Origin of the sequence: Candidatus Lernaella stagnicola, from assembly GCA_030765525.1 — a bacterium.
GTDB lineage: Bacteria > Lernaellota > Lernaellaia > Lernaellales > Lernaellaceae > Lernaella > Lernaella stagnicola.
Window position 1 is genome coordinate 24,558 of record JAVCCK010000044.1, and the last position, 23,982, is coordinate 48,539.

Consider the following 23,982-nt stretch of genomic DNA (forward strand, 5'->3'; position numbering starts at 1 on the left):
CGTTTGGTCGCTGGTATTTTGCCGCGTGTACGCCGGCTTGGCGTATGCGAATCATGCAGGGTTTCCCGAGGGGGTAACAATGTCCGGATGGGCTCGCCTTGGCTTTTTAGCCTTCATTTTCTTGCTTTTGGTCACGATCGCCTTCGTCGCCTGTGAGGGCGGCGATGATGACGATGACGATGCGGCTGACAACGAAGCCGACGACGACGTGGTCGGCGACGACGACGAAGACGCCGTGCGCGATCGCCAACGCCTGCATTTCCTGCAGCCCGCCGGTTCGCCGCCCGCCGCGGTACTAGCCGTCGAGGACGCCATCGGGCTGCTGCGCGAAATCGACGGCATCACGGTGACCACCGGCGACTATCTTTCCGGCGACGCGGCAACGCTGAATATCGTGATCGGCGATGAGGAGATCGCGGGCGAAGTTTTCACCGTTTCGGAACTGGCGACGCTGCCGGCGGAGTCGTTTCGCTTGCGCGGCGCGCAGGTAGACGGCAAGACGGTGCTGGCCATCGCCGCAGCCGACGCGGCCGGTCTGCAGTACGGGGTGTACGAAGTGCTCGAGCGCTTCGGCTTCCGTTTTTTCCATCCGGAACAAACCTACACGCCGCCTGAATGTTCCGTGGCGTGGTGTGCCGACGCCGACGTGTTCGAAGCGCCGGATTGGGATCGCCGGGGATTTCACATCCACACGATGCACCCCATCGAGGCCAGCGAGTTCTTGATGCGGGACACGCCGCAGCATCGCGTGTGGGCCAAACGGCTGATCGACTGGCTGGCGCGCAACAAACAAAACTACTGGCAGTTCGAACTGCTGCGCACCGCCGACTACGACAACCTGGTCGGTTTCTATTCGGATTTGATCGCGTACTCGCATACGCGCCATGTAAATGCGGGCGTGGTGATCTCCTGGGTGTTTCAGCAGCAGAAAGCGTGGAAGCTGATGCCCTCGCAGTTCGGCGGCGAGCAGAAAGACGTCATGGAAGCAGGTCTGGATTACGTTATGCAGGCGCCGTGGGACCACATCAACATGGAGATGGGCAGCACGGAGTTCACGCCGGTCTCCGACCTGGATCAACTGGCCTGGATCAACAACATGGCCGCCTATGTGGACGAGACGTACCCCGGAACCGACGCCTCGGTGAAAGTGCACTGCTCGACGGGCCAGACGGCGGAGCATTTCGGCGACATCAATTTCAACTACCTCGTGCAGGAAGCCGATCCGCGCATGGGCGCCTACCCGCACACGGTGATGTACTACGGCTTTGTCGGCCCGGCCCCGGCCTACGGTAACGAGAATTTCGACGCGTTGCTTGAATGGCTGCTGTCGATCGTCGGCACGCGCCAGGTGTATTACTACCCGGAAAGCGCCTATTGGGTGTCGTTCGACATCGACGTGCCGCTGTTTCTGCCGCTGTATGTGATGAAGCGCTGGGAAGATATCGACCTGCTCAAAGACAAAGGCTTGGACGGCCACGTGACCTTTACCAGCGGGCACGAATGGTTGTACTGGCTGAACGATTGGCACATTTCCCGCTCGATCTGGGATAGCGACAAGGGATGGCGGGATTATCTGGCGGAGTTCACCGGCATTTTCGGCGAGGCCGCGCCGACGCTGCAGAAGGTCATCACCGACCTGACCGAGAATCAAAACCAGACCTTGATCGACGAGGAACTGGCCAGCTATCTCTCGGCGCTGGATCCCTTCGACGAGATCGGTCACGCCTTCGGCACCGACACGCACTTCACGCCCGTTGTTTTCCGCGAAATGTACGAGATGGACGAGCAGGGAATTTACGAGGTCGAGGATACGCTGGTCGCGGCTTTCGCCGAGATCCGCGATTTTTACGCGGCATTGCTCGGCGATGCCCGGGGCGTGGCGCCCCTGGTGCCGGCGGCGGCAAAGCCGTGGTACGACGAACTGGTCGACGGCTTGGAAATCAACCTGCGTCGCGCCAATCATGTGTACTACCTTTTCGCGGGCGTGGCGGCGCGGCGGCTGTCCGAACTGGGCGTGGCCGAAAATGGGGAAGCGGTGGCGCAAGAGAATTTCCATGCCGCGAAGGCGGAGACGCAGCAGTATCTTCGCACGCTACGCCGCCGCGAGGCGAAGTACCGCTACCCTCTCCAGTATTCGATTGGGTGGGAGCGCAGCTTGACTTCCTACGACTACAAATACCTCTGGCAGGCATCGACCGCCTATTGGTACGAGCGCGAGGAATTTCAAGCGATCGACAAAGATTTCAATCCGCTGCTGATGAATTTGATCGATCCGATCTGGTTTTTCTTCTAGGCCGGTCGCGTCAGGTCGCTTTCAACACCTTGTAGCGCAACCACACGAGATCCTTATCGTCGGGTCGGCAGGCGGCCGATTCAGGAAAAATCAAGGCGCCATTTGCGGAGGCAATGGTTCCTTATTATATTTTTGGAAGTAATTGTATTTGCGTATCCGAACAACACACCACAATTTTGCTTCGGCAACTCGCGCCCGGCGTGAAAGGTTGATTTATGAGTGACAAGATTATTCCTAGTGAACAAGCGGAGCCACCGGAGGACACGGTCGATTTCCGGCCGGGATTGGAGGGCGTTATCGCCACGCGTTCGGCAATCAGCTTCGTGGACGGACAAAAGGGATTGCTCGAATACCGCGGCACGCCCATCACGGATCTCGTGGCACACAGCACCTTCGAGGAAACCTGTTTTCTGTTACTTTACAATCACTTGCCCAACGACCGCGAATTGCGCCAGTTTACGACGCTAATGGCCAAATCGCGCACGCTACCGCAAAGCGTGCGGGAAACGATCGCCAAATTTCCCGTCGGCATGCACCCCATGGTCGCGCTCCAGTCGGGTCTGACGCTGCTGGCCGGGGAAGACTATTTCGCCGACGAAATCGGCTCCCAGCGCCACAATATCCGCCGCAGCATCGGCATCATCGCCCGCGTGCCGGCGCTCCTAGCCGCCTTCGACCGCGCCCGCAACGGTGAAGAGCCCCTGCCGGCGAACACGAAACTCACCCATGCGGAAAACTTTCTGTACATGCTCACGGGCGAGAAGCCGCATCCGGTCGCGGCCGAGGTTTTCGACAAGCTGCTGATCATGCACGCCGAGCACACGATCAACGCCAGCACGTTTACGTGCCGGGTCATCGCCTCGACGCTTGGCAACCCATACTCGTCGATCAGCGGCGCTGTGGGCGCGCTTTCCGGGCCGCTGCACGGCGGGGCCAACGAGCGCGTGCTGCGTATGCTGTACTCCATCGGCAAACCGCACAACGTGGACCGATTCGTCGACGAGATGATTGAGACGAACAACAAGATCATGGGCATCGGGCATCGCATCTATAAGGTCAAAGACCCCCGGGCGCAGCTCATGCAGGAATTCATTCCGCGGCTTTTGGAAATCCAGAACGGGGAAGAGTGGCGTTCGCTGTACGAAACCGCGTTGAAACTCGAGGAAGTGGTCACCGAACGTTTCGCGGAGAAGAAATTGTACCCGAACGTCGATTTTTATTCCGGCATCGTGCTGGAAATGCTCGGCGTGCCGATGGACCTGTTCACCTGCGTGTTCGCCATGGCGCGCACGGCCGGGTGGTGCGCCCATTGGGTCGAGCAAGTGAGTGCGAACCGTATCTTCCGTCCGGCGCAGGAGTACATCGGCGACCACAACCGCCCGTACCTACCCCTGGATCGGAGATAACGCGGTGCCAGAGTTCGACAAGCTGACGCCGCCGACGGGGCATATCGTACAGGTTGGCCAAGACGGCGACGTGGTCACTCCCGACGATCCCGTCGTGCCGTACATCGAAGGCGACGGCATCGGTCCTGAAATTTGGGAAGCCACGCGCGAAGTGCTCGACGCGGCGGTTGAGGCAGCGTACGGCGGCAAGCGGCGCGTCGCGTGGTTCGAAATTTTCGCCGGTCATGCGGCAATCGAAAAATACGGCGAAGGGCACGTCTTGCCGGAAGACACCTTTGCGGCGATTCGTCACTTCAAGGTCGCCATCAAGGGGCCACTGACCACGCCGGTCGGCGGCGGCATCCGCTCGTGCAACGTGGCGCTACGGCAGCGGCTGGACCTCTACGCCAACGTGCGGCCCGTGCAGTTCATCCCCGGCCTGCCCTCGCCGCTGAAGAATCCGGAACGCGTCGACCTGGTGATTTTCCGCGAGAACACCGAGGACGTGTACGCGGGGATCGAGTGGGCCGACGGCACACCCGAAGCGCGGGAAATTATCGAGCTGATCAACACCAAGTGGATGCCCGGATGCGGCTTGTCGGACGCGGCGGCCATCGGTATTAAGCCCATCACGCAGCGGGCCAGCGAGCGCCTCGTGCGCGCCGCGATTCAATTCGCCCTCGACCACGGCCGCAAATCGGTGACGCTGGTGCACAAGGGCAACATCATGAAGTTCACCGAGGGCGGCTTTCTCACTTGGGGTAAGGAACTGGCTGAGCGTGAGTTCGGCGACCGCGTCATCACGCTCGAAGAGTGCGAAGCGGCGCATTTCGGGCAAGTGCCCGCGGGCAAGGTGCTGGTCAAGGAACGCATTGCCGACGCGATGTTTCAGGACTTGATTCTGCACCCGGAAGAGCACGACGTCGTGGCCACCACGAACCTGAACGGCGACTACTTATCCGACGCCGCGGCGGCGTTGATCGGCGGGCTTGGTTTCGCGGCGGGGGCGAACCTGGGCGACGGTCTGGCGCTTTTTGAGGCGGTGCACGGCACGGCGCCGGACATTGCATGCCAGGACGTGGCGAATCCATCGTCGCTGATTCTCACCGGCCGCGAGCTATTGCGTTACCTGGGCTGGGATGAAGCGGCGGCGCTGGTGTGGGAAGCGATCAGGTCGGTCGTGGGCAAGGGCTATGTGACGGCGGACGTCGCGTGTTGGCTGCCGAACGTGGTGCCCTTATCAACGCAGGAATTCAAGAACGCGCTGCTGGCCGAGATCCGCAACCCGGGAAGCTGACAACCGCGACCAACAGGGACTCATCGAAGCGCGGAGCGAAGCCGAGTTTCTGGGGAAGTTATCGCATCAGCTATGCCCGCGGCGTTTCGGTTTAGGTCAGGTCGAGGCTTCGCGCGATGGCGCCGGCCAGGAAAAAGCCACGGCGGCGTTTGAGTTCCTTCATCCGGTCATCGTCCGGAAAATGGCGGCGGAAAGTTCCGAAGATGCCGTCGAAATCGTCTTCCGGGAAATAACGCGTGACGGTGCGGCCCACTTCGCCGATATCCATGTACCGGAACTGCACTTCAACCACCGCATCCTTTTTTTCGCCATGCTCGGCGGTGTCGAATTCCTCTTCGGGCACCCACATCGAGATCAGCGCGTCATTGACCTGCAACCCGTGAACACGCTCCATGAGAAAGCGCCACATGTCGAAAATATCGACCGGGATGTAGCGCACGTTGCCGCCGTCGCCGGCTGATTCGTCGTTGGAAAGCAAACATTTCATCATCTCAATGGAATTCATGACGACATCCTCACGGGTCCAAGGGTTGATGGATTTCGAACGTCATCCAACATAGTCACCCGCAGGCGATCGCGTCAATGGGAATTGACGCTCGCGGCGGCCTTTGGCATCGTGCCAGCGAACACGCAGCCACATCACCCACGAGGCGACACCATGCACATCGTGCATTTCGGCAAATACTACCCGCCATATCGCGGCGGCATCGAAAACGTCACGGAGTCGATCTGCCGACACCTGGCCCAAAAAGGCGTGCAGGTCACGGCGCTGGTGTCCAACGACGGTCCGGATCGTCTCGACGAGACAATCGACGGCGTGCGCGTAATCCGCCTGCCGCGCACCATCCTGATTCGCTCGCAGCCGATCAATCCGGGCGCCACGCAAATGCTCGCCGAACTGCAACCCGACCTCATCCACACCCACATGCCCAATCCGCTGGCCGCGTGGCGACTGCTGCGGGACGGGCCGCGCGTGCCGTGGGTCGCGCATCACCACAGCGACGTAGTACGCCAGCGGCTTCTGCGACTGCCCGCCGATGCGGTCAACCGGCGATACTACCGGAAATGCGCCGCGATCCTGGCCGCCACGCCGCGGCACATCGAATTCTCGAACATCCTGCCGGAATTCCGCGACAAGTGCCGGGTTATTCATTACGGCATCGACCCGGCGCCCTACCAAAACGCTCCGGCGACTTGGGACGAAGCCCTGCCGGACGCTTGGCGCGACAAACCGCTGCTGCTTTTCGTGGGGCGGTTGGTTTATTACAAGGGCGTCGACGTGTTGCTGCGGGCGCTGGCGAAAGTGCCGGAGGCGCGCGCGGCCATCGTCGGGCGGGGCGAAAAGGAAGCGGAACTCAAGAGCCTCGCCGCCGAATGCGACGTTACCGAACGTGTCAGATTCCTCGGTAGCGTATCGCCGGAGCGGATTCGCAGTCTCTACAAAACCGCCACGCTGTTCGTTCTACCTTCGGTCGAACCCAGCGAAGCCTTCGGTGTCGTGCAACTCGAGGCCATGGTCGCCGGTACGCCGGTGATCTGCACCAACCTACCTTCGGGCGTGCCGTACGTGAACGTGGACGGCGTGACCGGCCGTGTTGTCGCGCCGAAGGATCCCGACGCCTTGGCCGCGGCGCTGCGGGAAATGATCTTTGACGACGTAACGCTGGCGGCGTACGGGGCGGCGGGATCGCGGCGGGTCGCCGAGCTTTTCGACGAAAACAAATTGGCGGGCGACTACCTGCGGCTCTACGAAGAGCTGCTAGGCATCGGCTGACACCGGGGCCGGCGGCGCCAGCGTGTCGTACAATTCCATCACCTGACGGGACGTGGCGGCGAGGGAAAAGTGCTCTTCGATGCGGCGCTGCCCGGCCTCGGCCAGGCGCTTGCGCAACGCGGGGTCTTGCCTGTATCGCTCGATGGCCTCGGCGAGTTCTTCGGCGTTACCCGGCTCGACCTGCAGGCCCTCTTGCTCGTGGCGGGCGATCTCCGGCATGCCGCCGATGCGTGAAAGCACGACCGCGCACCCGGCCGCCAAACCCTCGGCGACGGTGCGCCCGAAAGTCTCGGGTTGGGTGGAGGGCTGCACGAGCACATCCAGGCGCTGCAAGATCGCCGGCATGTCTTTTCGGTACCCTAGAAACTCAACCGTATCCTCGACGCCGAGTTTCCGGCTCATGTCCTCCAAGTGGTCGCGCCAGTTGCCGTGCCCCGCGGTGTCGTAGATTTCGTCGCCGACGACCCAAACCCGCAACTTGCTGCCGCGCTCCTTGAGCCGGGCGACGGCCTCCAGCAACACTTCGTGCCCCTTCCACGGCGTCAAGATGCCGCAAATGCCGACCAAAAAATCGTCGTGGTCCTCGCGCGCGGGTCGCCCGGCGGATTGGTACTTCGCGATGTTCATGCCGTTGTAGACGACCACCACGTTTCGCAGATGCGGCCGCAGTTCCGCGGCTACGGCTTCGGAAACGGCAATGATTCTTTTCGGTACGCGCCGTGCCAGCCATCGGTACAACGGCCAGATCGCGCGCTTCGCCGAAAAGTCCCGCCAATGCCACACGATCGACACCGACACGAAGGGAGCCAGCAGCGCCGAGATGAAATGCGGCTTGACGCCGTTGGCGTGCAGGATGTCGGCCTTTTCGGCGCGCAGAATTCGCCCTATACGACAAAGCAACGGCACGAGTAAAAAGGGCGCAAACAAAGCCATCACGACGACCCGCCACGGAGCGTTGCGCCCGGCTTTCAGCAGCGAATCGGGATAAGGAACGATATGCACCTTGCCGCCCAGCGCCCGCATTTCCTCGGTCAGCGGCCCCTCGTACGGAGCGATGAGCACCTTGCGGTAACGCTCGTCGGGCAAGGCGCCGATCAAGTCCAGCAAGCTGCGCTCGGCCCCGCCGATTCGGCCGATGGGGTTGAGGAAGCAGATCACGCGGCGTGTGTCAGGTTGTGACGACATGAGCCCTTCCGGTTTGTTGAAGCAACGCGTCGGGAGTATCAAACATCGCCCTATCGTCGTCGAGCCGGCGCTCTTGATCAACCGCCTCGTGCGCGGCGATCCGATCACTGCGTGAGCGTTTCGGCTCATGCCGGACTTGTCGCGAGCCGAAAAGCGATTTATACGTGGGCACACTCAAGTGTTTTCCGCGATTGAAAGGCAGAGACGAATCATGACCCAGCCGCACGCCGCGACCGCACCGACCGCACCGACCGCCCTGGACTACGTGCGCCGGCTGCTGCAATTGCTGGGACGGCACCGCAAACCGGTGGGCGTGGTGTTCGGCGTGGTGTTTGTTGTCAGCCTCGCGTACGCCCTGTTCGGCCCGCGCTACTACGCCTCCTCCGCGGTTGTCATGGCGCAACAAGACAACAGTTTGAACATGCTGAGCCAAACCGACGTCATGCCGATCTCGGCGTTGGCCTCGCTTTCGGGCCAGGGCGACGTACTCAATCTGAAAATCCTGAACATCCTGCGTAGTCGCGATCTGGCTGAGATGGTCATCGCCGATACCGACTACCTGCAGCGCTATTTCTACGAAGACGAGTGGGACGCGGAAAAAAAGGAATGGTCCGAGGGCTTTGAACCCAACATGGAAAAAGCCGCGCGACACTTTCGCGAGCAAGTGTTGTTTTCCGAACAGGACAAGGTGATGGGCAAGCTCGTGGTTCGCGCCGTGATGCCCGACCGCGACGCGGCCGTGGCGGTGGCGGAATCGACCCTGACGAACCTGCAGAAAGCGCTGAGCCAAAAGATTAACGCCCGCGCCTCGGAAACGCGTCGTTTTATCACCACGCGCCTAACCAGTGTCGATGCCGAGCTGGGCGACGCCGTGGACAAGCTTAAGCGGTTTCAAATCAAGCATCAGATCTACGTGCCCGAGGAACAGATCGCCAAGACCTTGGAATTGCTCACGACTCTGGAAGCCGAGCGGGCGGCCAATGAAATCAAGATGGGCATCCTGGCCAAGTACGCCGCGGCCAGCCACCCGCAAATCAAGATGCTGCAGGATCGCAACGACGTGATCCGCGAGAAAATCGACGAACTGCGCCTCGCGCAACGCGACGGCGGCGCCACGTTGTTACCCAATCTGGAGACCATGCCCGACCTGCTGCAAACCTTCAACGAACTGCAACGCGACATCATGGTGCTCAACAAGCTCTACGGTCTGCTGCAAGCCGAGTTCGAATTCGCCAAGCTCAAAGAGTTAAAAGCGGACCTGTCGTTTATCGTGATCGACCGCCCCAAGCGACCAATCCGAAAGCTCAAACCGCGGATATCCATCACGATGATATTCGGCTGCTTGATCGGTGTGCTGGCCGCGCTGGCCGTCGCGTTTTTCCGCGAGTACTACCGGCCCGTCATGGATTGGGTGAAAGATTCGCTGAGCGAAGCACGACCGGATTAAGCCGCCGTCCGCCGCTGAATGTTACGCCAGCTTCGCACCACACCGATCAAATTCGACTGGTAGGCGATGGCCACCGAGAACCCCGCCCCGATGAAGCCGAAGGCGCTGATCAGGAAATACCCCCCCACCGCGTTGGCCAGGAAAAACCAAACCCCGCAACCGACCAGCCAGCCGAAATCCTTCTGCGCCAACAACATGAAAAGCGGATTGAGCACGAAGTTATACCCGATCAGCACGCCGAAGATCTGCACGAGCGGGATCGCGGCGTCGTACTTCCCGGCAAAGAGCCAAGGTATCACCAGGGGCATCGTCACCCAGAACACAAGCGCGAACAGCGCCGCGGGAACCGGCGTCCAGGTGAGCCAGCGCTTGAACACGTGGCGCTGGTAGGCGAATTCGCGGTCGCGCGAGAGGCGCGGGATCAGCACGTGATACACCGCCGAGAGCACCATGAAGGAGATCTGAAAAATCCGCCACGCGATGCCGAAGGTGCCGACCGTTTCCAGATCGCCCTCGATGTGGCTGACGAGCATCATCGGGATTTCGAGGCCCAGCCAGATCAACAAGAAGTAGATGATCACCAGCACCTGCTCGGTGACGATCTGCGTGATGCGACCGCCGAGACCCACGCGCTCGATGCCGCGACCCAGTCGGCGCACGTCGAACATGGCGATGGCCGCCGGGGCGAGACCCGCCACGACGATCAACCCCAACGCGACGTAAAGGTTGAACCATGGGGAGACGCCGGCCGCCACCACGCCCACGGTAATCACCGCGTAACGCAGGTTCAAAATCAGCGCATAACGATTGAATCGCAGGCTGGTCTGGTAGTGAATCGCGAAAAGCTGCGTCCAAGCGGCGAGGAAGCCGGCCAGCGCGCCAAAGCGCACGGCCGTGGCCAATTCCGGGTTGCCGTACAAACCGAGCGCCACGTATTGCGCGAACACCAGCACGCCGACCAGCAAGGCGGTCAGGACGAGCGTCTGAAAGCGAAACGCCGCCCAGAAAAGGCCCTCGGCGCGCCCCTGCTCGCCCGCGCCGGTCAATTCGGATAGCTGGCGAATCAGCCCCTGGTAGAAACCGCTCCAGACGTTGGCGAAAAACATCATGAAGCCGTAGCCGATGATGAACTTGCCGTATTCGGCCTCCGGCAGCCACCGCGCGATGAGGATCATCGACAGCGCCAACCCGGCACGTCCGGCGAAATGTCCAAACATCACGCGCAGGAAGTCGCGCACGACCGACCCGCGCAGCCAACCTGCGATTAAGCCTTGTAGGCCGCGCGGTGCGGGTGTTTGTTCGGGGTTTTCCGGTTGCATTGCCCGACAATATCGACGGCGGCGGACCGCGGGTCAAGCCGCGCCCTTGTCCGAGCCCGAAGCGTTGCCTATGATCCAGGCGAAATCGCAAGTCACGAGGCGCGTCACCACATCGTGCCTCGTGGCTTGGTTAATTCACATCCGGAGAAGCGATACCGTGAGCACGCTGTACATCGTCGCGCTGCGATTTTTGGACTACGAAGGCGGGGCCGTCGTACAAGGCGGCCTGAAGCGTTACGTCTACAACATCGCGCGGCTGGCCGAGGAGCAAGGGCACGAGGCGGTCGTGCTGCAAAAGGCGACGACGCCCTTCGAGCGGCCGTTGCTGGAGCGCAGCAAGGTCGTGGGCGTGGCGGGCAACGTGCGGGCGTCGGGCAACTACGGATTCAATTGGAAGGTCAACCGCCTCATCCCGCCCGGCGCGCCGGTCGTGTACGCCTCGATGGAGTTGGGTTTCCCGTTCTGCCGCCGGCGGGCGGTGGGTATCCAGCACGGCATCTTTTGGGACGGGGAGGCGCCGTGGTGGAAACGGCGCTATTTCGAGTTTCAGAATCGGTGGATAGCCGAGCGCACGTACCGCACGATTTGCGTGGATACCAATTACATCAACTTTTACCGCACGGCATACGTCGACGGCCCCGGATTGCGGCGGCTGCTGTACATCCCCAACTGGGCCGACACCGAGCACTTCGGGCAGGTCGAGCCGCACGTCCATGAAGCGCGTGACGACCTGCTGATCGCCTTTCCGCGCCGCACGCAGCTCCGGCGGGGCTACTCCTTGATGGCCGTGACGCACGCCGCGCTCGCCAAGAAATATCCCCGCCTGCGTTTTTGGTACGTGGTCGGCGACGGGTGGGAGACCGACCGCCTGCTGACCTACCTCAACGACCACGGCGTGCCCGCACCCAGCGACCAGGTACGCGTCGAATCCCTGCCCTTCGAACGCATGGGCGAGGTGTACCGCGCGGCGGACATCACCGTTGTGCCGACGCTCTTTTCCGAGGGCACGTCGCTCTCGTGCATCGAAGCGATGTATCACGGCTCGGCGATCGTCAGCACGCACATCGGCGGCCTGGGCAACCTGGTCATCGACGGTTTCAACGGCCTGTTGATCGATCCGGCGGTGCCGGACTTGACCGACGCCCTCGAGCGTCTGATCGCCGATCACGACTTGCGCGCCCGGCTCGGCGCGGCCGCTCATGAAGTGGCCCACTGCTCGTTCACGCTGGCGGCTTGGGAGGCGAAGATCCGGCCGATCCTGGAAGCGTTGATCGAGGCGCCCGATTCCGAAATCCGCTCGGTTCCCCCCGCCCCGCCGGTGTTCGGGCCGGAAGTACGGATGCCGAACAAGGCCTGACTCTTCCGAAAAATCGTTTAGGGTTCATCCGGCGGCGGATTGGCAAGCAGCGGAATTAAGCCGGCCGCCATGTACAGGCGGTGGAAGTTTACGGCGTCGCCGGTGAAATTCGCCGTCACGAACGCCGCGAGAAAAAAGCCGACGAAGACCAGCGAAAGGTCGTCATTGCGCCGCCAAAACACCGCGAAGGGAAGCGTTACCAACAGCGCCGCGATGATCGGCCCCAGCAGCCCGATATCCACCACGTACTCGAAGAATATATTGTGCGGATAGATTCGCGCCCCGCGGCCGTAGCCTAAAAAGTAGCCGAACTCGCCGAATCCGACGCCGAAGAACGGATGCTCCAGAAAGATGTTCGTCGAGGCGCGCCACGCCGTCAGCCGCTCGGCGAAACTCTTGTCACCCAGCACCGACTGAACGCTCATCAACGTCTCGGCTCGCTCCAACGCCTGGGAATCGCCGGTTCCGGCCAGCGAAAACCCCACCAGCACAATCGCCGCGAGCAACGCGACGAGCGCCAGGCGGCGCAATCGGCCCTGCCTGACCTGCCAAAACACGATAACGCCGACCATCGCCGCCAAGTCCGTGCGTGATCCGGAAAGAAACACGATCAACGGAAACAGCATGATCGCCGCCAACGCCAACAGCCCCGAAAGCCACCGCGGCAGCGGAAAGCGGTCGCGATGCAACAATACGAATATCGGCATCAAGATCAGCGGCGAGAGACGGTTGCTCAGGTGGAAGCCGTTGAGCAGGGGCATGCCCAACACGCCGCGAGGCCAAATTTCTTTGTGAAAGTAGATGACCTTGTGCAAGTCGCCCGCCGCGATTTCGGGCAGGCTCGGCAAGCACACCCAAAGGCCGAACAGCAGCAAGACGACGATCGCGCGCCGCAGATCGGTCCAGGTCCGCATCATCTGGTGCATCACCCAGATGCCCGCCACTCCCTTGATGAGCAAGCCGGTTGTTTTCCAGAGTGCGTAACCGGTTACCTCGCCGGTGCGGAAAAACGCGACGCACAAACCGGTCAGCGCGTAGAGCACGAGCAGCCCCTGCAAAAAGAGCACGCGGCGATCTAACCGCGCGAAGTCGCGCCGCAACGCGAGCAACGCCACGAGCACGACGATGGCCAGAAACGAAATCCAGCCGATGCGGATTGTCGCGCCGGTGCCGAAGTAGATCACCTGCCACACCAGGGCGTCTCCGGCGAATACGACACCCAACAGTGCGTGCAGATGCCATGGGCGCGGCGGTGGGTAAGCGGCGCGGGATTCGCTCAAAGGGCGCTCCTTGCGGAAAAACAACAAGTTTTCGGACGGCTTCTCCTTTTACCTGAGCTTGCGCGTGGTCACAACTTCCATTTATGTTTGCTTGAGTTTGATTCGATTTTTTCCGAAAAATCGATATACTACGGGCGGACGGAGGGCTGATCTGTTGCCAATTTCGCGGAATTACAGTCGATTTTTCCAGTTGTTTTGCCTCGTTCTCGTGGTGGGCGTGATTGCGCCGCCCGCGGCATGGGCCGTGGATACTTCTGCGACGACCCAGACGGAAGATAAGGACGCAACTGCCGACGCAGCGCAATGGCTCGAAGTGTTTCCCGTTGCCGGTCCCATCGATCCCGATCAGTATTTCTGCGGCGTGGGCGATGTGTTCTCGATTCAAGTGTGGGGCCAAAAAGAACTAAGCGCCCTGGCGCCGATCAATGTCGAGGGCGAGCTGTTCGTGCCCACCATCGGCAAGGTCGGCGACCTGGCCGGCGCGAGCCTGCGTGACGCGAAAAAACGAATCAGTTGGCGCATCGCCTCCGTGTACCCCGGCGTCACCTTCGACATATCGCTCCACCGCGCGCGCACCTTCATCGTGTACGTGGCCGGCCACGCGAGGCGGCCGGGCGAACACAAGGCCACGGCGCTGACGCGCATCTCCAAATTCGTGACAGCCTCCGGCGGGCCCAACCCCTTGGGTTCGCAGCGCTTCGTGGAAGTATGGCGCGACGGCCGTCAGCACGCCTTGGTCGACCTGCTCCAAATCGTCCGCGACTGGAGCGCCGAAAAAGACTTCACGCTGCTGGACGGCGACTTGGTGAGATTCCCACCGGTGGAGCGGCTGGTCGACGTCTCGGGCGCTGTGAAAATGCCCGGTCGATACGAACTGGCCCCGGGCGACGATTTGAAAAAGCTCGTCGAGACTCACGCCGCCGGCCTCAGCGACGCCGTGAGCCGGAGCGACGAAATTGAAATCATCAACCGCGTGGACTCGACACAATTCCAACTGCGCCGGGTCACGATCGACGGCATGGCCGCGGGCGGTGTCGAACTTTTCGACAAAGACCGCATCTTCGTGCCCACGCTGGATCGTTACCAAAAAGTGATCCGCGTGCAGGGCGCGGTGAAGGGCAGCGGTCGGTGGGACATCGAATCGACAGTGTCGCGAACTGAACTGTCCGGCGCCGCAACCCACGCGGGACCAGCAAACGGCGGCCCGGCGCCGGCGGTTAACGGTGCGGTGGGAGAAGGCCAAAATCCCGAGCATTTCGGCGTGTACCCCTTCGTTGAAGGCGAAACCGCTTACAGCGTCATTCAGCGCGCCGGAGGCGTGACGCCCTTCGCCGACACCGACCACGCTTTTATTCGCCGGCGGGTCGACGGCGGTACGTACGAGACGATTCCCGTGAATTTGACGCGCATCTTGATCGACCGCGATTTTTCCGAAAATAAGGCGCTGCAGGCCGGCGATTTCGTCATCGTGCCGACCTTGGAAAACAAAGTGTTCGTCGGCGGCGAAGTCGTCTCCCCCGGACCGATGCCCTACGTGCCGTTCTACGCCGCGCGTCACTACGTCGGCCTGGCCGGCGGAATCACGACGCGCGCCTCGATGCGGCGTTCGGAGATCGTACACCGCGACGGCACCCGCGAAGATTTGGACTTGAACACCATCCCGCAACCGGGTGACACCATTTACGTAAAAGAACAAACGTTCAAATTCTGGCAGGACTACTGGACGATCCTCACAGGCACCGCCGCGCTGGTGCTCTCGGGCTTTGCCGTCATCTACACAATCGAAAATAATTGAACGCCGGAGCGTTCAACGCTTTGAACCATCCAAGACCCATCACGCGCCGCTGGATGAAGTGGATACTCGCGGGGGCGATCGTACTCGCCGCGGCGCCGGCCGCCCTGGGCGTGGGCCTGACCAACGTGCCGTTGCACGACCCTCTTTATGACGACCTGCAGAAGCTGATGGCCCTGGCGGGGCACACGGCGAACCTGGCCACGTTGCCGATCTCGCGGCTGGAGGCGGCGGGTATCGTCATCGCCATCGAAGATCGGAAAGACTTTTCGCAACTTCACGCCGACCCGCTGTTCGCCGCTATTCACGAGCGGTTGGCGCGGCGATTGGCGAAGGATATCGCGTACCGGCGGGCGGAGGGAAATCGCGACCATTTCGACACGCGTTTTGCACCGCTACAGCAAGCGGCGCTCGCGACCGGCGCCTCGCGCACGCAAAGTCGGTTTTTGCAGCAGTTCCCCTTCGACCAAGAGTTGACCGACCCCGTCACCGGCTTGCGCAACCGCGACGAGACTTTCGAGCGGCCGCCAACGACCGACTACGGTGCGTTCAGCGGCGTGGTCTATTTCGACGCCGCCCTGGAATTGGAAGATCACTTGGCGCTTTTCGCGCGCCCGCAAATCGAGTTTGCCGGAGCCTTCGCCGACTCGTCGCATCAGGATGACGTGCAAGAACTCGACATGGACATCGCTTACGCCAAGCTGCAGTGGTTCAACGTCGCGGCGTCGGTCGGCCGAGACAGTCTTTGGTGGGGACCGGGACAGTACGGCGCGCTGATGCTCTCGGACAATGCGCCGCCGCTGGATCTGGTTAAGCTGCAATCGCATCAAGCGTTCCGCTTGCCGTGGGTTTTTCGCGTCCTGGGTCCGATGTCGCTCACCGCTTTTCTGGCGCAACTGGAAGAGGATCGGCACGTCCCGAATCCGTACGTCATCGGCGGCCGCATGACGCTGATGCCCCTGGATCGGGTGGAAATCGGCGTTACGCGCGTCATCCAATTCGGGGGCGACGGCAGCGGCAAGCCCGGCCTGGAAAACCTGGATGACGTCCTGATAGGGCGCTCGGAACACACCTATGGGAAGCAGGGCGACACCAACCAACTGGCCGGTTTCGACGCGCGGGTAACGATTCCGGAAGTACGCCGACTTTGGAAGAGGTTTCGGCAACTGCAGGCGTGGTGGGAATACGGCACCGAAACCGTCGACTGGAACACGATTGCCGGGTTGCGCGTGCCGATTCCGGCCATGCCGGCCCATCTGTGGGGAGTGCGGCTCGATTTCGGGCCGGTGGATATCGTGGGCGAATGGGTCGACACCCACGCGCGGGGATTCTGGTATACGCACTATGTCTACAAGGATGGGTACACATACGAGGGACTTGTTCTCGGCCATCCGTACGGCTATGGCGCGCAAGCCTTCGACGGGCGTTTGCGCTGGCATGTAACGCCGGCTTGGCGGCTTTCCTTCCTTCCGGCGTTTCACCGCTGGCGCTTTCGGCACGTGCAACGGGAGCAGCGTGATTTCGGCGGCGGCTTGGAGGCGGAATGGATCGCTTCGTTCGGTATGCGCCTACGATTCGGCACGCAAATGTGGGCGCAAGACCTACTTGGCAGCAGGCCTGCTGAATATGACGAGCCATGGAGCGGCGGCGCCTCGGCATGGGCTCACGCATCCTTTGGTTTTTGAGGTGTTTAACAAAACCTTACACTTTACGTAAGGAAATAGCTAATAAGTGCTTGATTGTAAAAAATTTTAATGCCCTTCCTTCGCAAAACGTGCTATCCTTCCTAAAGCTTGAATCTTGTACGTCCGATGGACTCTGTAAGGTATGAACTAACGCTGAGGGTGTGAAATCCACAGTGGTAAAGGAAATTGGATATTCCGCGGTGCCAACCTGAGTCCATTGGACATTGCATCTGCTGGATAACTCGAATCGAAGGTTGTTTTTCGGTTTTGAGTGTTCCGGCATTTTGATTTTGCGAACACATTTCGAAGGACCGGAACGACCAATGTTGATTACGGGTTTGGCGATTGCAACGGTGTTCCTCATCTCTCTGTTATCGTTATCTTTTGTTACCCGTGTGGGCTATGCCCTAGGCTGCGCGGACAAACAAACGATTCGCAACGTACACACGGCTTACACACCGCGGGTGGGCGGCATCGGCATTGCGATTGCGATGGCGGCGGCAATTCCTGTCGTGGCATTCGTGCTCAGCGATTTTGACCTGCTGCGGAGCCGGAATTTACCGGTATATCTGGGTATCGGCACGGCGGCGGTACTGCTGTTCGCGCTGGGTGTCGTGGATGATTTCCGGCACGTAAACCACCGCTGGAAATTCATGTTCCAAATTTTGGCTGCGGAAATCATGGTCGGCACCGGTACGGTGATCACGGCTTTCGATTTCGGCGCGTTGGGCGTTGTTCACCTGGGTTGGATGGCGGCGCCGGTGACGGTGCTGTTCATCATCGGGCTCATCAACGCGATGAATCTTGTTGACGGTCTGGACGGCTTGGCGGCGGGCATTTCTTTTGCGGCGCTGGCGGCAAGCGTGTTTTTGCTGTCGCGGGCCGGCGAACCGAATTTGGCCAAAGGTCTTTTCGTGATCATGATCGCCCTGGTGGCGTTTATCGCGTTCAATTTTCACCCGGCGCGGATATTCTTCGGTGACGCTGGGTCGCTATTGATCGGTGTTTGCGTCGCGGCCGGCGTGATTCACGCGTTTCGGACCAGTGGCGGCGGCATCGCCACACCGTCGTTTCTCTTGCCGGTTTTTATTCCGCTGCTCGACACCAGTACGGCGATGGCGCGGCGGTTTATCGCCGGTATGAGCCTGTTTGGAGCCGATCGCGACCACATTCATCACCGGGTGTACCAACGCATTGGGGACCAGGCGAAGACGGTGCTGATTTTGTGGACGGCCACCTCGGTGTTGTCGGCGGCAAGCGTGTTGATGTTGATCGGGCACTGGTGGACCTACTTGCTGGGCGTGTTGGGCGCTTCGGCCGCAGTCGGTTTTTTAGTATGGATTTCAGGTGTTTACGTGTTATTCAGCCCGGCGTATGTCCGGGATCGGCTGCTGCGTCACCGAGGCGATAACCGCCGGCTGCGCGGCACTTTGGCCAAACTGGTGACGAATTTGGAGAAAAGCGAATCGCTCTGGGAAGTCAATCACATGCTGCTCAGCGTGGTTTCGATGCTGGGTTGCAGTTCCTTCAACATCACGTTTACGGCGGGCCGCGGCGAGTCGACTTTTTCATGGGTGCGAAGCGATCATCTGGCCCGGGTTAACGAAGAACTCACCTACGATGTATTCCCGATTCGGCACAACGGGCAGGTCTTGGGACACGTACAGGCCGGGTGGGTCAAGAGCCAGTTGGATGGCCTTTTTGAAAAGCGATTGCTGACCGAACAACTCGCCGACGGCCTCGCGGCCTCGAGCTGTATCGTTCTGGAACAACAAAAACAACCCGCCGCCTAATTCCTTCTAACTTTTCGTAACATCACGACCTTAACCGCTGGTGCCTGGCCCCAGGGTGGGTCTGGCCCCAGGGTGGGTGTCATAACTAGTTGAATAATATAGAATCAGGGTTGGGGTCTGTCCCCAATGAATTGGTTCGAAATGGACCAGAGATTCGGGGGATTATTCGTTGCCCGCTTCTTTGTGGCATGCGGCACGGGCGGCCTTTTCCTCGGCAAGCGCGTCGTCCAGGCTTTGAAACGGGTTGAGGCCGTCGAGCAATTCCGCTTCGCCGAAGTACGACTTCTCGTTTCCGTAAATCTCGCGGTAAATGATCTTCTGCACGCCCGAACCCAGCAAGATTTTCAAGCAGTTTAGGCACGGTTTGAAGGTCACGTAGCACGTCGCGCCATCGAGGCTGATGCCGAATTTCGCCGCCTGCAGCACCGCGTTGGCCTCGGCATGGATGGTGCGCACGCAGTGGCCGTCTTTGACGATGTGCCCGGCTTCGTCGCAGTGGGGGGTGCCGGGCAGCGAGCCGTTGTAGCCGGTGGTCAGGATGCGGTGGTCCTTCACGATGACCGCCCCCACCTTCAGCCGGTCGCAAGTCGCCCGCGTCGAGACCTCCTGCGCGATTTTCATGAAGTATTCGTGCCAGCTTTCCCGGGCCATCGCGACCTCCTTCTTAGCTGCAGCCGGTAGTTTCACCGCACGTTATACATTTCAGACACGTGCCGTTGCGCACCATCGTCACCGAATGGCAGGACGGGCAGATATCGCCGGTGTATCCCTTGGCTTTGGCCCGTTCGACGAGGCTCTCGCCGGTCACCGTAGTGGTCACCGTTCCGCCGCCGGCCGCCATCTGGGTATAGCTTTCAGAACGCGGAGGGACGGCGCTCGCCGCTTCGGCTTGTCGACTCGGCTTGGCCTTCATTTTGCTCGGCCGCGGATCACTGGGGTCATCGTCCGGCAGGTTGTCGGTCACGTGAGCCAAGTCGTTCCGGCCCAGATACTGAATGCCCAGGTCGCGGAAAATATAGTCGATGATCGACGTGCTCATCTTGATGTGCGGGTGGCCCTCAACAATGCCGTTGGGCTCAAACCGCGTAAAAATAAAGGCGTCGACGTACTCGTCCAGCGGCACGCCATACTGCAGCCCTAAGCTGATGGCGATGGCGAAGCTGTTCATCAGGCTGCGAAATGCCGCGCCCTCTTTGTGCATGTCGAGGAAGACTTCGCCGAGGCTGCCGTTTTCGTATTCGCCGGTGTGTAAGTAGACCGAATGGCCGCCGACTTTGGCCTTCTGGCGATAGCCGGAGCAACGGCTGGGCAGACGCCGCCGGTCGGACATCGACTTGATCATGCGTTCGGTGATCGCCTGCGCGGCGATTTCGGCATCGGCCTTCGGCGCAGGCTCCTCCTCCGCTTCGTAATCGGCCTCGTCACGGTAGGAGGTCATAACCTGCGAGAGCTTGCTGCCGTCGCGGTACAACGCGACCGCCTTGGTCATCAACCGCCACGCTTCCCGGTACGCAGTGGAAACGTCTTCGAGCGTGGCTTCCAGCGGCATATTGATCGTCTTGCTGATCGCGCCGGAAATAAACGGCTGGACGGCGCCCATCATCTTCAAGTGCCCGCCGATCGAGATATAACGCCTGCCGAAACGGCCGCAGCGATTGGCGCAATCAAACACCGGCACGTGCTGCTCAGCTAACTCCGGCGCGCCCTCCACGGTCATCGTTCCGCACACGTGAAGATCGGCTTCGCGAACCTGTTCTTCGGAAAAGCCCAGCGCCGGTAGTAGCCGGAACTGATGCGACATGGCCATCTCTTCGCTGATTTTGAGGCGCTTGGCGATGAAATCCTTGCCGAGCGACACCGTGCTGAACGCATCCTCCAGCGAAAACGCGGAGCGCAGGCGTTGCTCGATACGGTCGATGACATCCTCGGTGAAACCCAGTCGTTTGAGCGCCTCAGGATTGACGTGCGGTGCGTCGTGAAGCGTTTGCCGGCCCACCGCGTAGGTGACGATCTTCTCGATCTGCGACTCGTCGTAACCCAAGCCTCGCAAGGCGTCGGGAATCGCCTGGTTGATGATCTTGAAATAGCCGCCGCCGGCCAGCTTCTTGAATTTCACCAGGGCGAAATCGGGTTCGATGCCCGTGGTGTCGCAATCCATCACCAGACCGATCGTGCCGGTCGGCGCCAGCACAGAGGCCTGCGCATTGCGGAAACCGTGCTCCTGACCGAGCTGCACGGCGCGGTCCCAACTGCCGCGCGCGGCTTGCAGCAAATAGGTCGGGCACTTGGTGGCGTCGAGGCCCACAGGCGTAGTGGACAGCCCGTCGTATTCGGCGGCGGGCACGTTGTAGGAAGCGCGGCGGTGGTTGTGAATGACGCGCTGCATGTGCTTCTTGTTGGCTTCGTAACGCGCGAAGGGACCGAGTTCGCCGGCCATCTCGGCGCTGGTCGCATAGGCTTCACCGGTCATGATGGCCGTCACGGCGGCGGTGATGATCCGCCCTTTGTCCGAATCGTAGGGCAATCCCAGGCGCATCAGCAGCGAACCCAAGTTGGCGAATCCCAGGCCCAGGGTGCGGTATTCGTAGCTGCGCTTGGCCATCTCCTGGCTCGGGAACGAGGCCATGAGCACGGTGATTTCCAGCGCGACGGTCCACAATCGGCAGGCGTGGCGGAATTTCTCAACGTCGAAGTCGCCGTCGTCCTTTAGAAACGAGGCGAGGTTCAACGACGCCAGGTTGCACGCGGTATCGTCGAGGAACATATACTCCGAGCATGGATTACTGGCGTTGATGCGCCCGTCGGCCGCGCAGGTGTGCCATTCGTTGATCGTCGTGTCGAATTGCAGCCCTGGATCGGCGCTGGACCAGGCGGCTTGCGTGATTTTCTCCCACAATTCCTTGGCGGCCACGTATTTGTGGGGCTCGCCGGTCAGCCGGCTGATGAGCGCCCACTGCTCGTTGTTATCAAGCGCCTGAAAGAAATCATTGGTCACGCGGACGCTGTTGTTGGAGTTTTGCCCGGACACGGTTTGATACGCGTCGTTGTTCCAATCGACATCAAACTCCTCAAACTCGATGCCGCGGTAACCCTGGCGCGCAAAGCCCAGAATGCGCTGAATGTAGCTTTCGGGAATCTGCGCCTGGCGAGCGTCGCGGAGTGCCGCACGCAGCTTCTTGTTGTGTTTCGGATCCGGACTCGGACGGGCGCCGTTGGCCTGACAAGCGGCGAAAACCGCGGTGAGCTTCAGCTTGATGATGCGCGAGCCGGTCACCAACGCGGCAACCTTTTCCTCTTCACGCACCTTCCACATGATGAAGTCTTCGATCTCCGGGTGGTCGATGTTGAGAATCACCATCTTGGCCGCCCGCCGCGTCGTGCCGCCGGACTTAATCGCGCCCGCCGCCCGGTCGCCGATCTTCAAAAAAGACATCAAACCGCTGGAGCGGCCGCCGCCGGAAAGAACCTCACCCGCGCCGCGCAGGGCCGAAAAATTGCTCCCCGTGCCGGACCCGAATTTGAACACCCGCGCCTCGCGGGTCCACAAATCCATGATGCCGCCCTCGTTGACCAGGTCGTCACTGACCGACTGAATGAAACACGCGTGAGCCTGCGGGCGTTCATAGGCCGACTCGGAGCGCTTAACCCGCTTGGTTTCCGGGTCGTAGTAGTAGTGCCCCTGGGCGCGGCCCTTGATGCCGTATTGATGGGAAAGACCGGTATTGAACCACTGCGGCGAGTTGGGCGCGGCGATCTGCGCGGCGAGCATGTAGGCTATTTCGTCACGGAAGGCCTGCGCATCGTCCTCGGAGTCGAAGTAGCCGTGCCGATGGCCCCAATCGGTCCACGTATCGGCCAAACGATCGAAAACCTGCCGGGCATCGGTTTCGCGGCCGAGCAACGGCTCGCCGTTTTCGCCGGTCATCGCGTTGCCGTTCTCGTCGGTTTGCGGCACGCCGGTCTTACGAAAGTATTTCTGCGCCAGGATGTCGCTGGCGATCTGGGACCAACTTTCGGGGACGGTAACGTCCATGGAATCGCCGATGGGCGTGCCATCGGGATTGCTGATTTGGCTAAACCGCTTAGTGAATCGAAAGGACTCGTAAGGGCTCTTCCCTTTTCTGGTGAATCGACGCTTTATTTTCATGATCGGCTCTCTGGCAACCTCCACTGCAATATATTTGGTCCGACGAAGGGCGTAGTTATACCACCACGCCACGTCGGCCACAAGATGTAGTATACGGGAAACTCGCTACTACAATATATAGATGCCGCTGAAGACATCGAATCACCAGCGGCGAGCGCTTTTTTCATCGAGAACCCTCTTTGAGACGGTGTTGGGCCGGCTGTCGGCCGTCGCTATCCTCTATTGTTCGTCGAGCCCCAATTTTTCGCGGAAATCTCGGTTGCGGCGTGCGGGCAAGCCGGATGCTTTTCCTGCTATCAAGTTTTTCACTGCCTGAATTTCCTCGGTCGACAGGCGGCATCCTCCAAGGATGTGACGTTCGAAGGACTCGTACGCGTAGGGACAGACGGTCTTGACGATTTTCGCGACGACCTTGGCGTACTCGCGAATCTCAAGCTGCGCGTGGTGATCCATCCGCAGTCTCAGGAAGTGAAAAAGGTTGTGCAGGTCCATCTGCCAGTAAAACTCAGTGTACAGCGAAAGCGGCAAATTGATGCGGGCGATCTCCCGCGAGATCCCGCTTTCGATCATGTCTTGATATTGGCCGTAGGCTTCCTGGTTGCTTTCTACCAGACGCCGCCGAATCTCCTTGCGCAACAACGGCGCCGCCGGCGAGGACTCGTCTCGCCCCTGCATGTTGGTCGTGCTCTGCTGATGAATGTCCTTGTCGGCGGGGACGTAGAATTCATCGGTAAGGATGCTGTAACGGCCGCTGATCTCGTTCATGCGCGCGGTACGGTGCCGCACCCACTGCCGGGCGACGAAAATCGGCATCTTTACGTGAAACGTGAACACGACCTGTTCGAAGGGCGAGGTGTGTTCGTGGCGCATGAGGTAATCGATCAAGCCCTTGTCGCGGCGCACGGACTTGGTTCCCTTGCCGTAGGAAACCCGGGCCGATTGGACGATGCGTTCGTCGCTGCCCAGATAATCCACGAGGCGCACGAAACCGTGGTCAAGGACCTTGAATTCTTTATCGAGGAGCTTTTCCGCCCTGGTTTTGGTGACGTGCGCCATGACCTATTCCCGCTTTCCGCCTTGGCCGTCACCGCTCGTGAGGCCGCAAAATGGCTATTCCCGTACACTTAGTACGGGCGAAAAACCCAAAGTTTTTTGGGGTTCGCCAGCGTGTTGTTGAGGCTTTTAAATACGCCAAGATAGGGGTCGGATGTCAAGCGCTTTCTTGGAA

At 60.6% G+C, this 23,982-nt stretch carries 16 protein-coding genes; 9 read left to right on the top strand and 7 right to left on the bottom strand.

The window, feature by feature from the left end:
• Window positions 1-79: 79 nt before the first annotated feature.
• From P9L99_20715 to icd, 3 genes are all read left to right on the top strand, one after another.
• Window positions 80-2,293 (top strand): hypothetical protein, encoded by a 2,214-nt coding sequence (locus P9L99_20715; protein MDP8225795.1) that lies wholly within the window; start codon window positions 80-82, stop codon window positions 2,291-2,293.
• A 215-nt stretch (window positions 2,294-2,508) separates the two neighbouring features.
• Window positions 2,509-3,699, top strand: a complete 1,191-nt coding sequence (locus P9L99_20720; GenBank protein MDP8225796.1) for a citrate/2-methylcitrate synthase — start codon at window positions 2,509-2,511, stop codon at window positions 3,697-3,699.
• Between the two features lie 4 nt (window positions 3,700-3,703).
• Complete coding sequence (gene icd / locus P9L99_20725) at window positions 3,704-4,975, top strand: NADP-dependent isocitrate dehydrogenase (GenBank protein MDP8225797.1); 1,272 nt, start codon at window positions 3,704-3,706, stop codon at window positions 4,973-4,975.
• Window positions 4,976-5,066: 91 nt separating this feature from the next.
• Here the strand turns inward: icd and P9L99_20730 are convergent, their stop codons facing one another.
• Entirely contained in the window at window positions 5,067-5,480 is a 414-nt protein-coding gene (locus P9L99_20730; protein MDP8225798.1) for a hypothetical protein, read from the bottom strand.
• 153 nt (window positions 5,481-5,633) lie between these two features.
• On the opposite strand from P9L99_20730, the gene P9L99_20735 reads away from it, so the two are divergent.
• Window positions 5,634-6,749, top strand: a complete 1,116-nt coding sequence (locus P9L99_20735; GenBank protein MDP8225799.1) for a glycosyltransferase — start codon at window positions 5,634-5,636, stop codon at window positions 6,747-6,749.
• Here the strand turns inward: P9L99_20735 and P9L99_20740 are convergent.
• Window positions 6,735-7,934: a glycosyltransferase family 4 protein gene (locus tag P9L99_20740; GenBank protein ID MDP8225800.1), complete on the bottom strand. Its 1,200-nt coding sequence runs from the start codon at window positions 7,932-7,934 to the stop codon at window positions 6,735-6,737. The two genes, P9L99_20735 and P9L99_20740, sit on opposite strands and share 15 nt — an antisense overlap.
• A gap of 211 nt (window positions 7,935-8,145) precedes the next feature.
• Here P9L99_20740 and P9L99_20745 point away from each other — a divergent pair, with 211 nt between their 5' ends.
• Window positions 8,146-9,381, top strand: coding sequence for a hypothetical protein (locus P9L99_20745; GenBank protein MDP8225801.1), 1,236 nt, complete (start codon window positions 8,146-8,148; stop codon window positions 9,379-9,381).
• On the opposite strand, the gene P9L99_20750 is transcribed toward P9L99_20745, so the two are convergent.
• Entirely contained in the window at window positions 9,378-10,700 is a 1,323-nt protein-coding gene (locus P9L99_20750; protein MDP8225802.1) for a lipopolysaccharide biosynthesis protein, read from the bottom strand. The genes P9L99_20745 and P9L99_20750 overlap by 4 nt on opposite strands.
• Before the next feature lie 157 nt (window positions 10,701-10,857).
• Here P9L99_20750 and P9L99_20755 point away from each other — a divergent pair, with 157 nt between their 5' ends.
• Window positions 10,858-12,057: a glycosyltransferase family 4 protein gene (locus P9L99_20755; GenBank protein ID MDP8225803.1), complete on the top strand. Its 1,200-nt coding sequence runs from the start codon at window positions 10,858-10,860 to the stop codon at window positions 12,055-12,057.
• Between the two features lie 17 nt (window positions 12,058-12,074).
• Here P9L99_20755 and P9L99_20760 read toward each other — a convergent pair whose 3' ends face one another.
• On the bottom strand, window positions 12,075-13,337 hold the full coding sequence (locus P9L99_20760; protein ID MDP8225804.1) for an O-antigen ligase family protein: 1,263 nt from the start codon (window positions 13,335-13,337) through the stop codon (window positions 12,075-12,077).
• 154 nt (window positions 13,338-13,491) lie between these two features.
• Between P9L99_20760 and P9L99_20765 the strand changes: the two genes are divergently transcribed.
• From P9L99_20765 to P9L99_20775, 3 genes are all read left to right on the top strand, one after another.
• Window positions 13,492-15,132: an SLBB domain-containing protein gene (locus P9L99_20765; protein MDP8225805.1), complete on the top strand. Its 1,641-nt coding sequence runs from the start codon at window positions 13,492-13,494 to the stop codon at window positions 15,130-15,132.
• A 20-nt stretch (window positions 15,133-15,152) separates the two neighbouring features.
• Window positions 15,153-16,814, top strand: coding sequence for a capsule assembly Wzi family protein (locus P9L99_20770; GenBank protein ID MDP8225806.1), 1,662 nt, complete (start codon window positions 15,153-15,155; stop codon window positions 16,812-16,814).
• 323 nt (window positions 16,815-17,137) lie between these two features.
• A complete protein-coding gene (locus tag P9L99_20775; protein MDP8225807.1) occupies window positions 17,138-18,607 on the top strand; it encodes an MraY family glycosyltransferase in 1,470 nt (489 codons plus the stop codon).
• 162 nt (window positions 18,608-18,769) lie between these two features.
• Here the strand turns inward: P9L99_20775 and P9L99_20780 are convergent, their stop codons facing one another.
• From P9L99_20780 to thyX, 3 genes are all read right to left on the bottom strand, one after another.
• Window positions 18,770-19,258, bottom strand: coding sequence for a dCMP deaminase family protein (locus P9L99_20780; protein MDP8225808.1), 489 nt, complete (start codon window positions 19,256-19,258; stop codon window positions 18,770-18,772).
• Between the two features lie 13 nt (window positions 19,259-19,271).
• The gene (locus P9L99_20785; GenBank protein ID MDP8225809.1) at window positions 19,272-22,754 is read right to left on the bottom strand and encodes a vitamin B12-dependent ribonucleotide reductase; all 3,483 of its coding nucleotides are present in this window, start codon (window positions 22,752-22,754) and stop codon (window positions 19,272-19,274) included.
• A 219-nt stretch (window positions 22,755-22,973) separates the two neighbouring features.
• The gene (gene thyX / locus P9L99_20790) at window positions 22,974-23,810 is read right to left on the bottom strand and encodes an FAD-dependent thymidylate synthase (protein MDP8225810.1); all 837 of its coding nucleotides are present in this window, start codon (window positions 23,808-23,810) and stop codon (window positions 22,974-22,976) included.
• Window positions 23,811-23,982: the final 172 nt, after the last annotated feature.

Coding starts and splice junctions, on each gene's coding strand:
- P9L99_20750 (MDP8225802.1), bottom strand. CDS start 10,700: ATGCAACCGGAAAACCCCGAACAAACACCCGCACCGCGCGGCCTACAA.
- P9L99_20715 (MDP8225795.1), top strand. CDS start 80: ATGTCCGGATGGGCTCGCCTTGGCTTTTTAGCCTTCATTTTCTTGCTT.
- P9L99_20735 (MDP8225799.1), top strand. CDS start 5,634: ATGCACATCGTGCATTTCGGCAAATACTACCCGCCATATCGCGGCGGC.
- P9L99_20785 (MDP8225809.1), bottom strand. CDS start 22,754: ATGAAAATAAAGCGTCGATTCACCAGAAAAGGGAAGAGCCCTTACGAG.
- P9L99_20730 (MDP8225798.1), bottom strand. CDS start 5,480: ATGAATTCCATTGAGATGATGAAATGTTTGCTTTCCAACGACGAATCA.
- P9L99_20745 (MDP8225801.1), top strand. CDS start 8,146: ATGACCCAGCCGCACGCCGCGACCGCACCGACCGCACCGACCGCCCTG.
- thyX (MDP8225810.1), bottom strand. CDS start 23,810: ATGGCGCACGTCACCAAAACCAGGGCGGAAAAGCTCCTCGATAAAGAA.
- P9L99_20780 (MDP8225808.1), bottom strand. CDS start 19,258: ATGGCCCGGGAAAGCTGGCACGAATACTTCATGAAAATCGCGCAGGAG.
- P9L99_20740 (MDP8225800.1), bottom strand. CDS start 7,934: ATGTCGTCACAACCTGACACACGCCGCGTGATCTGCTTCCTCAACCCC.
- P9L99_20720 (MDP8225796.1), top strand. CDS start 2,509: ATGAGTGACAAGATTATTCCTAGTGAACAAGCGGAGCCACCGGAGGAC.
- P9L99_20775 (MDP8225807.1), top strand. CDS start 17,138: ATGTTGATTACGGGTTTGGCGATTGCAACGGTGTTCCTCATCTCTCTG.